The organism is Streptomyces sp. NBC_01255 (assembly GCF_036226445.1).
In the GTDB taxonomy this organism is placed as follows: domain Bacteria; phylum Actinomycetota; class Actinomycetes; order Streptomycetales; family Streptomycetaceae; genus Streptomyces.
Genome location: NZ_CP108474.1, coordinates 522,494 through 535,236, shown reverse-complemented (window position 1 = coordinate 535,236; position 12,743 = coordinate 522,494). Strand labels below are relative to the sequence as shown.

Here is a 12,743-nt window from a genome sequence, read left to right as displayed (position 1 = left end):
CCACCCTGCTTCCCGCCCCTGAATCCCCTGTCACTTGGGCAACACCGCTCACTGGACAGACCCGATCGGGTTAGGTAGATATGACGTTGGTGCGTAGCTGACCGGCGGAAACTATGGCGGGGATGTGAAGAACGGTCATGCGCTTTCGATTACTCGGGCCGTTGGAAGTCGTCGGCCCCGGTGGCCCAGCGCTGATCACCGCCGAGCGCCAGCGCATCGTTCTGGCGGTTCTGCTGCTGGAGTCCAATCGGATCGTTCCGATGGGTCACCTCGTCGACGCCGTCTGGGGCGTGTCCCCGCCGCCCACCGCACGCGCCCAGATCCAGATCTGTGTCTCGATCGTCCGCGCCAGCATGGCGAAGGTCGGGCTGCCCGATGTCATCCAGACCAGGTCGCCCGGATACCTCGCCGAAGTCGGGGACGACGAGCTGGATCTGCATGTCTTCGAGCGGGTCGCGTCGGCCGGACGTACCGCCGCGGAGGCCGGCCGCTTCGACGAGGCGGCATCCGCCTTCGAATCCGCGCTCGGGCTCTGGCGCGGGTCTTCGTGTTTCGACGGTGGCACCCCCAGCATGGCGCTGCAGGCTCCGGCCGCGCGGCTGGACGAACAGCGGCTCGCCGTCGTGGAGCAGTGGGCGGACGCGCGGCTGGCCCTTGGCCTGCACCAGCAGCTCGTGGCGAGGCTGATCGACCTGGTCATGCAGAACCCGCTGCGTGAACGCCTTCGAGCCCAGCTCATGGTGGCGCTGTCCCGGTCGGGCCGCCAGGCCGAAGCGCTGGAGGTCTACCGGCGCGGTCGGCGCGAGCTGATCGACGAACTCGGCATCGAGCCGGGGGAGGAGCTCCGCCGACTGCAGGAAGCGATCCTGGCCGGCCGGCTGGACTGTCCGCCGCCGGTGAGCGCCCCGCCCGCGCCGCGGGCGGTACCGGCCGTGCCCGCGGCACCCGCAGCGCCACCGGAACCAGTACCGGCACCCACACCCGCAGCACCGACGGCGGCCGTGACGGGCGTCGAACCACCCGCGGTGCCCCGCCTGCTCCCCGGCGCGATCGCCGATTTCAGCGGACGCGACGACCTGCTCGCCAGCCTCAAAGCGACGCTGGAAGACGCCACGGAGACGTCGTACGCCCTGCGGATCGTCTCGATCACCGGCAAGGGAGGCGTCGGCAAGACCACCCTCGCGGTGCACCTCGGACACTCCTTGGCGAAACGATTCCCCGACGGCCAGATGTTCGTCAAACTGCGAGGACCATCAGCCCAGCCGATCCTGCCGACACGCATCCTCGAACGCTTCCTGCGCAGCCTGGGAATACCGGGCTCGGCAGTGCCGTCGACCATCGAGGAACGGGCGGAACTGTTCCGGAACCTCGTCGCCGACCGGCGCATGCTCATCGTCCTCGACGACGCGATCGACGAGGAACAGGTGCGCTGGCTGCTCCCCGGATCGTCCAACTGCCCGGTCCTGATCACGAGCCGGTCCCGGCTGGCCGGTCTGGAGGGCGCGAGCGCCGTCCAGATCGACGTGTTCACCACCGAACAGGCGCTGCAACTGCTCAGCCGGATCCTCGGTGCGGAGCGGATCCACAGCGAACTGTCCGGCGCCCTGCAACTGATACAGCTGTGCGGCAACCTCGCGCTCGCGCTGCGGATCGTGGCGGCGCGACTGGCCGCCCGGCCGCACTGGCCCCTGAGCAAGATGGTGGCCCGGCTTCGTGACGAACGCCAGCGGCTGGACGAACTGACCCACGGCGGGGTCGGCGTCCGGGCCGGCCTGGCCATGGCCTATCAGAGCCTGCCGGCCGACGCGCAGCGCCTCTTCCGGCGCCTGTCCATGCTGGAGGCGGCGGAGTTCTCCAGCTGGGTCGCGGCTCCCTTGCTCGACGTCGCCGTGGCGGAGGCCGAGGACACCCTGGAGTTCCTCGTGGACGCCCAGCTCGTCGACGTCGAGGTGGTGAAGGGCCACCGCCCCCGCTATCGCCTGCACGACCTGGTCCGGGTCTACTCCCAGGAGTGCCTGGCCGAGCACGAGAGCACCGCCGAGAGATCCGTCGTGCTCGGCCGCGTGCTGAGTACGTGGCTGCTCCTGGTCGAGGAGGCGCACCGGCGGGCGTACGGCGGGGACCACACGCTGATCCACGGAGAGGCGCCGCGCCTGGCACTCGACCAGTCGGTCGTCGACCGCGAACTCGCCGATCCGCTCGGGTGGTTCGAGGACGAACGGGCCAGTCTGATCACTGCGGTCAGACAGGCCGCGGGCTCGGGCCTCGACGAGCTCTGCTGGGATCTGGCGCTGACCCTGGTCACGCTCTTCGAGATGTACGGCTACTTCGACGACTGGCGCACGACCCACGAGATCGCGCTCGAGGTCACTCGGCACCACGACAACAGACGTGGTCAGGCAGCGATGCTGTACTCCCTCGGCACCCTCCACATGTTCGAGTACAAGCTGGACGAGGCACGACGCCGTCTGGGGCTCGGCTGCGAGTTGTTCCGTCAGGTCGGCGACGTGCACGGCACGGCGCTGGCCCTGCGCAACCTCGCGTTCGTCGACCGGATCCAGGGCCGCCTCGACGAGGCGATGGAGGGCTACGAGCAGGCGCTGGTCATGCTTTCCGAGGTGAACGACTCGACAGCCGAGGCGCACGTGCTGAGCAACATGGCACAGATCCATCTGGACCGCGGCCTGATCGCGGAGGGGAAACAGACGATGGCGGCCGGTCTGGCCGCGGTGGAGAGGTCGGGCAACCGGCGGGTGCGCGCGCAGATCCTGGTCCGCCTGGGCGAGGCGCATCTGCAGATCGACGAGGTGACCGAGGCCGAGTACGTGTTCACACGGGCGCTCGAGACCGTGCGTGCGGTCGGCGACCCGGTGGGCGAGTGCTACGCGCTGCGTGGTCTGGCCATTGTCCGCTCACGCCAGGGGAGTCACAGCGCGGCCTACGAGATGCTGGAACAGGCCATGGTGATCGCTTCCCATGCCCACGAGACGCTGGCCATCGGCCGGATCCAGCTCTCGCTCGGCGAGGTGGCCGCGGACAAGGGCAGCTACGACCGCGCCAAGGAGCACATCACCGCGGCACTGGACATCTTCGAGCGGATGCAGGCCGTCAGATGGCAGAAACAGACGCTGCGCCTGATGAGCGACGTCTGCGCGGCCTCCGACGACGCGGCCGCGGCCGCCGCCTACGCACAGGCGAGCTCGGGCTGACGCCGGGGCCGCGGGCGACCGGCGGCAGAGCGGTATGCCGCCGTCCCCGTGCCCGGCAGTGTGGCCCGAGGACCGGAACCGGCCTGCCGGGAACGGAACTTCCGCGCGGCTTCCGGCCGCGTGACATCATTCCCGCTTCGGCGGGAAACTCCGTCCGGACATCGGATGCCGGACGGTGGGAAGGAAGGAAAGAACCGTCGCGGCAGCGGCGGGGCAGATGTTCGCAGACGGGACGCATCCGGTGTTCCGTCCCACAAAGGATGCAATCGATGAGGCCGGTGTTACGTGAAACTCGGAGTGTGTGTCTCTGATGGAACCAATGGGCGGCCCGTCGACGGGCTGCTGATCCGCATCGAACGACCTCGCCAGGACGAGTGGCAGACCGTGTGGCACGGGCTGACCGGCAGCGACGGCCGGCTGGACCGCCCGTCCCTGCCGGAGGACACTCCTGGGCCGCTCCGGCTGATCCTGGAAACGGACCGGTACTTCACGACCCTCGGGATGCGGCCGTTCTACAGTCACATCTCGGTCGTGTTCGCCGAGTGGGAGACGGACCAGGAGATCCCGATCGTGATCGCCCCACACGGCTACGCGGTCTGCGCCGTCGCCCAGTAGCCGCGGCACACGAACGAGGAACGACGACAGGCGACCGCACCCTGGTCATCCCGTGCCGCCGACTTCGACGAGGCAGCGGCGGGTGAAGGCGATCCCTTCCTCGCGCCCCTCGCCGACCGGCGGTCACCCTCCGACAACGGACGCTTAGCGAGTACTTAGCGTTCCAGTAGGAGGACGAAAACGGAACTCACTAGAACTGGAGATGTCCACCCGGACCTTCGGGTCACGAGTTTCCGCATGGGAGATCGATATGTTGGCTCTGCTTTGTACCCTGGCCGGATTCGCGGGCGTCTACACCGCGGACGACACCATCTGGGGCTGACTTGAGCATCTCGGTTCGGGTCATCGATTCCACGAATGGTCGCCCGGTCGCGGATCTGGCCGTCACCCTGCACGCCCGGGAGAACGGCTCATGGCCGGCCGTGGCCCGGTCGCGGACCGACAGCGCGGGGAAGATCGGCTCGATCTGCGACGAGGCCCTGTCGTACGGGTCCTACCGGCTGGTGTTCGACACCGGTGAGTACTTCGCCGAGCGGGCGGTCGACAGCCTGTACACGGAAGTCATCGTCTCGCTCCACCATCCAGGTGACCCGAGCGACCTGCACGTTCCGTTGCTGCTGAGTCCGTTCTCGTACACCACCTATCGGGGGTTCGTCCCCGAGACAGTGCCGGCCGAGAAGGTGTGAGGCTGGGCAGAAGGGGTGAACAGTTGTCTGACGAATCGCAGTCGACGACGCACACAGTGCCGGTCGAATCCCTGCTGCCGGCGGACTCACCGCGTCTGGAGGGTCTGAACGAGGGGCATGCCCGGGCGCTGGCGGAGAGCGGGACCGCGTTCGAGCCGATCCTCGTGCACCAGGACACGCGACGCGTCGTCGACGGAATGCATCGGCTGCGGGCCGCGATCCTGCGCGGGGAGCGCCGCATCACGGTCCACTATGTCGACGGCCCGTCGGCCGACCTGTTCATCCGGTCGGTGCAGGCCAACATCAGCCATGGCCTTCCCCTGACGCTCGGGGACCGCAAGGCGGCGGTCCTGCGCATCCTCGCGACCCATCCCCACTGGTCCGACCGGGCCATCGCCGCCGTCACAGGGGTGTCGCCGAAGACGGTAGGGGCCGTACGGGGGAGACGTTCGACTGAGGAATCTCCTCAGTCGAATCCCTCGATCCCGCGTGTGGGCAGGGACGGCCGGGTGCGCCCGGTGGACATGCCTGAGCGACGGGAGAAAGCCCGGTCCCTGCTGGCGGAACGGCCCCGCGCGACGCTGCGCGAAGTGGCCCAGGAGGCCGGCGTCTCCGTGAGTACCGCGCACCGCCTGCGGCAGGAGCTGCGGACCGGAACGGCCGTCCCGGACTCGGAGGATCGGGCGCCGGCCGCGGCGCCCGTGCCCGAGGACTCCGCGGACGTCGCCCAGCTCGTGGTCGCGGCGTCCCAGCGGTGTTCCGGCCCGACCTCCCTTCCGGCCCCGGCGGACCCCTCCTCACGAGGGACCACGCGCATCCGGGTGCGGGCCATGGACGTGCTGTCCAACGATCCTTCGATTCGCTTCACGGACAGTGGCCGCGCTCTGCTGCGCTGGCTCAACGGCCAGGCCCACGGGCTGGCGGCGGGCGAGCAGCTGCTCGCCTCCGTCCCACCGCACTGCGCCCGGGCCCTCACCGAAGTGGTGAGTCACTACGCCAGGGAGTGGGAACGGCTGGCCGCCGGGCTGCAGGAGACCGACCCGCTGAACAGCTCCTGGCGCGCGGTCCGTTAGGACGTTGGGGCGCCATGGCGCATTTCCAGGCACAGGTGGCGAACATGAGAAACCGGGAGTGACGAAGCTCACGTTTGACGTGGGGATCGCATCGCTTCCTGCCGATTACGTGGGGGACAGGGTGCTGAATATGACCAATTGCCCGACCCGTGGGCATGGATGGAACCTTCTGCGGCGCGGACTTCGTGGCTACGGTGAGACGCGAAACGAGGGGGCAGGCATCGGGCCCCGGGCTTCGCGGCCGTGCTCCCCTCGCCCGGATCCGCTCTGCTGATCCCAGTGATTCGGTCCGCACGTCATGGACCTCGTGTTCCCCAGGTGCCGGTGGCAGTCCGTCAGAGGCGGGCCGGCGTCGTGGGTGAACGGCGACGCGTCGTAAGAGGAGACGCTCGCGTGCAGGTGACCGACGGGCCCATGCGGCAGGTGCGATGTGTTCTGACAGGAGCAGAGTGAACATCTCGGTGGACGACGCCAGGATCAAGGCCAAGGCACTTTACGAGGCACGCGCGACGGGCTGCCCCATCCCTCCCTTCACCGACGAGCATCCGGCGCTGGACATGCAGGACGGATACGCCATCCAGCGCGAACTGGTCGGGATGCTCACGGCCGCCGGCGACAGCGTCGTCGGATACAAGGCGGGACTCACCTCCGTCCCGATGCAGGAGCTGCTCGGTGTCAGCACCCCGGACTACGGACCGGTGCTGAGCTCGACCGTGTACGAGAACGGGGCCACCACGCCGAGCGGGGCGTTCATCGCGCCCAAGGTCGAGGCGGAGATCGTCTTCCGGCTCGGAACGCCCCTGAAGGGGCCCGGTGTCACCGTGGCGGCGGCACGCGAGGCGATCTCCGACGTCATGGCGGGACTCGAGATCGTCGATTCCCGGATCGAGGACTGGAGGATCCGCCTCGCGGACACGGTCGCCGACCTCGCGTCGAACGGCGCGGTGGTGCTCGGCCCGCCGGTCGCACTGCCCGACGACTGCGATGTGCGCCTCATCGGCATGGCCTTCTCCCGCAACGGCGCACTCGTGGCGACCGGAGCGGGCGCCGCCGCCCTGGGGGATCCGGTCGCGGTGGTCGCCTGGCTGGCGAATGTCCTCGGCGAACACGGTGTGACGCTCGAAGCGGGCCAGCTGATCATGACGGGCGCCCTCCACGCCGCGGTCGCGATGTGTCCCGGAGACAGCTTCGTGGCCGAGTTCGACCGGCTGGGCACCGTCACTCTGCACGTGGGCGACGCCTAGACCACCGACGCGCCCAAGGTCAACCTCTGGACAGGGAAGGGAGAAGCAGCCATGAAGAGAAACGGGCGCCTGCCCGTGGCCGTCCTCGGCGCCGGCCTCATCGGAGTCGATCTGGCCGAGAAGATCATGCGTTCGGAGTTCCTCGACTGCGGCCTGGTGGTGGGACGCGACGAAAAGACGCCCGGCTTGCGGCAGGCGGCCGACCTCGGTCTTCCCATCGGCACGCGCGGCATCGAGTCCCTCCTGGACGCTCCGCAGCCGTTCGCCATCGTGTTCGACGCGACCAACGCGATGGCCCATGCCGAGCACGCGGAACGCCTGAGTCTGTCGGGCACGAAGCTCGTGGACCTGACGCCGAGCAAGGTGGGGCGGATGGTGATTCCGAGCGTGAACGGGACGGAAGTCCTGGGCTGCGACGACATCAACATGATCAGCTGCGGTGGCCAGGCCTCGATACCGATCCTGCACGCGATCACCCAGGGCCACCGGGTCGAGTGCGTCGAGGTCGTCACGACGGCCGCCAGCCCGAGTGTCGGGCGCTCCACCCGGCTCAATCTCGACGAGTACATCGAGACCACGCAGGACGCGGTACGCGACTTCACCGGCGTCAAGGACGTCAAGGCGATCCTCAACATCAGCCCGGCCAGGCCGCCGGCCACCTTCCGAGTCGCCATGTCGATGCTCGGGGAAGGGTTCGGCACCGAGTCGGTGAACGCGGCCGTGACGGCCGCGGCCGACCAGGTGCGCGCCTTCGCCAAGGGATACCGGATCACCGCGTGCGTCGTGGAGGAGCACAAGGTGTTCGTCGCCGCGGAGGTCACGTCGTCCGGCGGACGCATCCCCCTGTACGCAGGCAACCTCGACATCATCAACTCCGCCGCGGTCCATGTCGCCGAACAGTGTGCGGCGGTCGGCCTGGCGGGCATCGGAACGGAGACGTCATGAGCGCGGCACCATCTCCCGGCGGTGCCGGAAAGCCGGTTCTCATCCACGACGCGTCCCTGCGCGACGGGCATCACGCCGTCCGCCACCAGCTGGACCGTGACCAACTGCGCGCCTACGCACGGGCCGCGGACACCGCCGGCGTTCCGGTGGTCGAGGTCGGGCACGGCAACGGTCTGGGAGCCTCGTCCCTCCAGGTCGGGCAGGCCCGGCTCGGCGACGACGAGATGCTGTCGGTCGTGCGAGAGGCCCTGAGCGACAGCAAGATGGCCGTCTTCATGCTGCCGGGATGGGGCACCACCGCAGACCTCGAACGGGCCATCGCCCATCAGGCGGACGTGGTCCGGATCGGCACGCACTGCACCGAAGGAGACCTCGCCGAACGGCATCTGGGCTTCCTCCGCGAGCAAGGGGTCGAGGCCCAGGCCGTTCTTCTCATGAGTCACATGGCGACTCCCGAACGGCTGGCGAGCGAATGCGCCCGGCTGGTGGAGTTCGGCGCGACCGCGGTCGGCATCATGGACTCCTCCGGCCACTACCTGCCGGCCGATGTCACGGAGCGCATCGGTGCCATGCGCGAAGCCGTCGCGGTGCCGGTCATGTTCCACGCCCACAACAACCTCGGGATGGCGGTCGCGAACTCGATCGCCGCGGTGGAGGCGGGGGCGGACATCCTGGACGCCTGTGCCCGGGGCTTCGGGGCGGGCGCGGGGAACACCCAGCTCGAGGTCCTGGTGCCCGTGCTGGAACGGATGGGCTTTTCGACGGGCATCGACCTGTACGGACTGCTGGACGCGGCCGACCTCGCCGAGCGCGAGCTCATGCCGGCCCCGCCCACCATCGACTCGGTGAGTGTCGTCAGCGGTCTGGCCGGAGTGTTCTCCGGGTTCAAGACCCGGGTCCTGGACATCTCGCGGCGTGAGGACGTCGATCCGCGTGACGTCTTCTTCGAACTGGGCAAGAGGCAGGCCGTGGCGGGCCAGGAGGACCTCATCGTCGAGGTGGCCCTGGCTCTGAAGGCGGCTCGTGGTGCGTGAAAGCCGCAAGCCCGCGGCTTCCGGTCGGGTGAGGACAGCGAGGGAAGAGCCAGCCGTGTACGACGTACTCAAGGACATCCTGGTCAGCGACCTGCACGTACGCGAGAAGGACGTCGTGCCCACTGCCACCCGCGACGAGGTCGGGCTGGACTCCCTGGCGGTGCAGGAACTCGCCACCGTACTGAACGAGCGGTTCGGCATCGAGGTCCACGACTACGAACTGCTGGACACCCGCACCCTCGCCGACGTGGCCCGCCTGATGGCGGAGCGGCGGCCTGGAGGCTGAGAGCCCCCCAGTCGATCCGGGCGCCGTTCGCGCGACTCAGCGCGGGCGGGGTCCACTCCATCGGGAGTCCCATGTCCTCTCCACCTCTGCGTGCGGTTCTCGAAACCGTCGCCTCCTACAAGCCGTCCGCAGGCGCCCACGGATCGACGGCGCGACCTCGCCCGCTGTCGGCGAACGAGTCGCCGCACACCCCTCTCCCCGGCATCGTCGAGGCGATCGCGGCGGCCGGCTCCACGGTGAACCGCTACCCGGACCCCGGCTGCGGAGCGCTGATACGCGCCATAGCCAAGGCCCACGGGGTCGCGGAGGACCGGATCGCGGTCGGTGCCGGTTCCGTGGCCCTCCTCCAGACGCTGTTCCAGGCGGTCGCCGACCCCGGCGCCGAAGCCGTCTACGCCTGGCCGTCGTTCGAGGTCTACCCCACGCTCGCCGCCCTGGCCGGCGTGGAGTCCGTACAAGTGCCGCTGAGCGACGACACCCATGATCTGCGGGCCATCACCAGCCGGATTTCCTCCCGGACCCGGCTGGTGATCGTCTGCAACCCCAACAACCCGACGGGCACGGTCGTCGGTCCCGAGGAACTCCGGACGTTCGTCGAGTCCGTACCGCCGACCTGCCTGGTCGCTGTGGACGAGGCCTACCACGAGTACGTCCGTGGGCCCGCGGCGACCAGTGCGCTGGGGCTGTGCGCCGCGCATCCGAACCTGGTCGTGCTGCGCACGTTCTCGAAGGCGTACGGACTGGCCGGACTGCGGACCGGATATCTGGTGGGAGACGCCCAGGTCGTCGAACGGCTGCGCCGGGCATGTCTCCCCTTCGCGGTGAACACCGTCGCCCAGCAGGCGGCGGTCGCGGCCCTCGGACTCGAAGAGCAACTGCTGCGGCGCGTCGACAGCACGGTCGCGGAACGCCATCGGGTGCGTGACACCCTGGTGCGCCGCGGCTGGGAGATCCCGGACAGCCAGGCGAACTTCGTCTGGCTGCGACTCGGCCCGCACGCGGTCGACTTCGGTGCGTGGTGCGCGAGCAGGGACGTGACGGTACGGGCGTTCCCGGGCGTGGGCGTGCGGGTGTCGATCGGTTCCGCCGAGGACAACGACCAGTTCCTCGCCGCGGCGGACGAGTGGAGCTCCGCACGGCAGACGGCCGTGGCCGGAGCCGGCCGGACGCGCCAGGCCGGAAAGGAGACGGAAGGATGACCACTCTTCACACCGCACCCGGTGCGCTGGTCCCGCACGACGCCGGGGTCTCCCGGCACGTCGTCGTCGCGCCGGGCATGTGCAGCGGCGGCTCACTGGTGTTCGGCCGGATCGGGGACTGGACCTGGGAGGTGGTGAGCGAGTCGTGCCGGATCAACGTGCACGCGGCCCGGACCGCCGACGGAGACCCCGCCTACCTGTCCTTCTACTACTTCCATGTGCGCGGCGGAGACGTCGTCCACCCCCACGGGCTCACCTTCGGCGACGAACTCCGGGTCGACTCCCGGGCCTTCCAGTTCGGCACCCAGTCGGTCATCACGCTGCACCGGCTGGCCCCCGCCGGTCTGGAGCTGCCGGACGGCCCGCTGGACCCGGCGGAGGTGTACGAGAACCCGCACCCGCAGTGCCTCTACGCGGAGAACTTCAACCGGTGGGTCGCCCGTACCACCGCGGGCAGCAACCGGGGTCTCGCCCAGGTGACACCTCCGGACTTCACCTACCAGGACCTGGCGCCGCTTCCGAACGCCTACTCTCCCCGGTCCCTCGTGGGCCGGGCCCGGGCCACCGGAAGCTTCCACCCCGACGGGCCGCCCGGGTTCCACGAGGCCGGGCAGCCCGAGACCTTCGCGTACACCCTGGACGTCGTGCGCGACCTCAACGGCGCCGGGCTGATGTACTTCGCCTCGTACTTCGCCGTCTTCGACACGGTGCTGCTGCGACTGTGGCGATCGCTGGGACGCACGGACGAACAGTTCCTGCGGCGCAAGGTGATCGACCAGAAGATCGGCTACTTCGGCAACGCCGACCCCGGCACGGTCTTCGCCGTCACCGTCCGCAGATGGCGGAGCACCGGCTCCCCGGACGTCGAGGTGGCCGACATGGCCCTGCGCGACACCGCGACCGGGCAGCTGATAGCCGTCACCGCGATCGAGATCGGGATCGAGCCGGCGGGCCCCCGCTCCTCGGACGCCTCATGAACGGCGACGCCGCCGGCGCGACGGTGTGGCTGACCGGCCTGCCCAGCGCCGGCAAGACCACGATCGCGCGGACCGCCGCCGCCGAACTGCGGTCCGCGGGCCGCCGGGTGCACATCCTGGACGGCGACGAAGTACGCGCCCACCTGACGGCCGGCCTCGGCTTCTCCCGCAAGGACCGCGAGGTGAACGTGTGCCGCATCGGCTACGTCGCCGAGCTGCTCGCCTCCCACGGTGTGACGGTGCTCGTACCGGTCATCGCCCCGTACGCGGACGCCCGCGCAGCCGTGCGCGAGCGGCACGCGGCCGCCGGTACCGCGTACGTCGAGGTGCACGTGGCCACGCCGGTCGAGGTGTGCGCCGTACGCGATGTGAAGGGTCTGTACGCGCGGCAGGCGAGGGGCGAGATGTCCGGCCTGACCGGGGTGGACGATCCGTACGAGCCGCCTGCCGCACCGGATCTGCGGATCCCGGCCCACGAGCAGAGCAAGACGGAGTCGGCGGAGGCGCTTGTCGCGTTGCTGCGGGAGAAAGGGCTGGCATGACGACGGTGACGACGCGGTCCGAGAGAACCGACCACCCGTACACCCTGACCCATGCGGACGCGCTGGAGTCGGAGGCGGTGCACATCTTCCGCGAGGTGGCGGGCGAGTTCGAGCGGCCGGTGATCCTGTTCTCCGGCGGCAAGGACTCCATCGTCATGCTGCACCTCGCGCTGAAGGCGTTCGCGCCCGCCCCGGTGCCGTTCGAGCTGCTGCACGTGGACACCGGACACAACTTCCCGGAGGTCCTGCAGTACCGGGACCGTGTGGTGGCGGCCCATGGACTGCGCCTCCATGTGGCGTCCGTACAGGACTACATCGACCGCGGAGTGCTCAAGGAGCGCCCCGACGGGACCCGCAATCCGCTGCAGACGCTGGCGCTGACGGAGAAGATCCAAGCGGAGCGGTTCGACGCGGTCTTCGGCGGCGGCCGTCGTGACGAGGAGAAGGCCCGGGCCAAGGAACGGGTGTTCAGCCTCCGGGACCAGTTCTCGCAGTGGGACCCGCGCCGCCAGCGCCCCGAGCTGTGGCGGCTCTACAACGGCCGGCACGCCCCCGGCGAACACGTCCGCGTCTTCCCGCTGTCCGACTGGACCGAGCTGGACGTGTGGCAGTACATCGCCCGCGAGGGCATCGACCTGCCGGAGATCTACTTCGCCCATGAGCGCGAGGTCTTCCGGCGCTCCGGGATGTGGCTGCCCGTGGGGGAGTGGGGCGACCCGAAGGCCGGCGAGACCGTGGAGAAGCGGCTCGTCCGCTATCGCACCGTCGGTGACATGTCCTGCACCGGCGCGGTCGACTCCGACGCGGTGACCCTGGACCAGGTGATCGCCGAGATCGCCGTGTCCCGGCTGACCGAGCGGGGCGCGACGCGCGCCGACGACAAGCTCTCCGAGTCCTCCATGGAGGACCGCAAGCGCGAGGGGTACTTCTGAG

At 69.5% G+C, this 12,743-nt stretch carries 12 protein-coding genes; all 12 read left to right on the top strand.

The genetic code is table 11. The annotated features are described in order from the left end of the window. Positions 1-137: 137 nt before the first annotated feature. Positions 138-3,209: an AfsR/SARP family transcriptional regulator gene (locus OG357_RS02280; protein ID WP_329619475.1), complete on the top strand. Its 3,072-nt coding sequence runs from the start codon at positions 138-140 to the stop codon at positions 3,207-3,209. Between the two features lie 285 nt (positions 3,210-3,494). After that, complete coding sequence (locus OG357_RS02275) at positions 3,495-3,824, top strand: hydroxyisourate hydrolase (protein ID WP_329619474.1); 330 nt, start codon at positions 3,495-3,497, stop codon at positions 3,822-3,824. Positions 3,825-4,147: 323 nt separating this feature from the next. Continuing rightward, positions 4,148-4,510 carry a hydroxyisourate hydrolase gene (gene uraH / locus OG357_RS02270; protein ID WP_329619473.1) on the top strand — a complete coding sequence of 121 codons (363 nt, stop codon included), beginning with the start codon at positions 4,148-4,150 and terminating at the stop codon, positions 4,508-4,510. Between the two features lie 23 nt (positions 4,511-4,533). Continuing rightward, a complete protein-coding gene (locus OG357_RS02265; RefSeq protein ID WP_329619472.1) occupies positions 4,534-5,583 on the top strand; it encodes a helix-turn-helix domain-containing protein in 1,050 nt (349 codons plus the stop codon). 449 nt (positions 5,584-6,032) lie between these two features. Beyond that, positions 6,033-6,827 (top strand): 2-keto-4-pentenoate hydratase, encoded by a 795-nt coding sequence (locus tag OG357_RS02260; protein WP_329619471.1) that lies wholly within the window; start codon positions 6,033-6,035, stop codon positions 6,825-6,827. A gap of 51 nt (positions 6,828-6,878) precedes the next feature. Beyond that, positions 6,879-7,772: an acetaldehyde dehydrogenase (acetylating) gene (locus tag OG357_RS02255; RefSeq protein WP_329619470.1), complete on the top strand. Its 894-nt coding sequence runs from the start codon at positions 6,879-6,881 to the stop codon at positions 7,770-7,772. Next, positions 7,769-8,806: a 4-hydroxy-2-oxovalerate aldolase gene (gene dmpG, locus OG357_RS02250; protein WP_329619469.1), complete on the top strand. Its 1,038-nt coding sequence runs from the start codon at positions 7,769-7,771 to the stop codon at positions 8,804-8,806. Before OG357_RS02255 ends, dmpG begins: the two co-directional genes overlap by 4 nt. Positions 8,807-8,861: 55 nt before the next feature. Continuing rightward, positions 8,862-9,092, top strand: a complete 231-nt coding sequence (locus OG357_RS02245; protein ID WP_329619468.1) for an acyl carrier protein — start codon at positions 8,862-8,864, stop codon at positions 9,090-9,092. 71 nt (positions 9,093-9,163) lie between these two features. Then, the gene (locus tag OG357_RS02240) at positions 9,164-10,291 is read left to right on the top strand and encodes a histidinol-phosphate transaminase (protein ID WP_329619467.1); all 1,128 of its coding nucleotides are present in this window, start codon (positions 9,164-9,166) and stop codon (positions 10,289-10,291) included. Continuing rightward, on the top strand, positions 10,288-11,268 hold the full coding sequence (locus OG357_RS02235; protein ID WP_329619466.1) for an LnmK family bifunctional acyltransferase/decarboxylase: 981 nt from the start codon (positions 10,288-10,290) through the stop codon (positions 11,266-11,268). Before OG357_RS02240 ends, OG357_RS02235 begins: the two co-directional genes overlap by 4 nt. Continuing rightward, entirely contained in the window at positions 11,265-11,810 is a 546-nt protein-coding gene (cysC, locus tag OG357_RS02230) for an adenylyl-sulfate kinase (protein WP_329619465.1), read from the top strand. Before OG357_RS02235 ends, cysC begins: the two co-directional genes overlap by 4 nt. Then, on the top strand, positions 11,807-12,742 hold the full coding sequence (gene cysD, locus OG357_RS02225; RefSeq protein ID WP_329619464.1) for a sulfate adenylyltransferase subunit CysD: 936 nt from the start codon (positions 11,807-11,809) through the stop codon (positions 12,740-12,742). Before cysC ends, cysD begins: the two co-directional genes overlap by 4 nt. Position 12,743: the final 1 nt, after the last annotated feature.

Coding starts and splice junctions, on each gene's coding strand:
- dmpG (WP_329619469.1), top strand. CDS start 7,769: ATGAGCGCGGCACCATCTCCCGGCGGTGCCGGAAAGCCGGTTCTCATC.
- OG357_RS02235 (WP_329619466.1), top strand. CDS start 10,288: ATGACCACTCTTCACACCGCACCCGGTGCGCTGGTCCCGCACGACGCC.
- cysD (WP_329619464.1), top strand. CDS start 11,807: ATGACGACGGTGACGACGCGGTCCGAGAGAACCGACCACCCGTACACC.
- OG357_RS02240 (WP_329619467.1), top strand. CDS start 9,164: ATGTCCTCTCCACCTCTGCGTGCGGTTCTCGAAACCGTCGCCTCCTAC.
- OG357_RS02255 (WP_329619470.1), top strand. CDS start 6,879: ATGAAGAGAAACGGGCGCCTGCCCGTGGCCGTCCTCGGCGCCGGCCTC.
- OG357_RS02280 (WP_329619475.1), top strand. CDS start 138: ATGCGCTTTCGATTACTCGGGCCGTTGGAAGTCGTCGGCCCCGGTGGC.
- cysC (WP_329619465.1), top strand. CDS start 11,265: ATGAACGGCGACGCCGCCGGCGCGACGGTGTGGCTGACCGGCCTGCCC.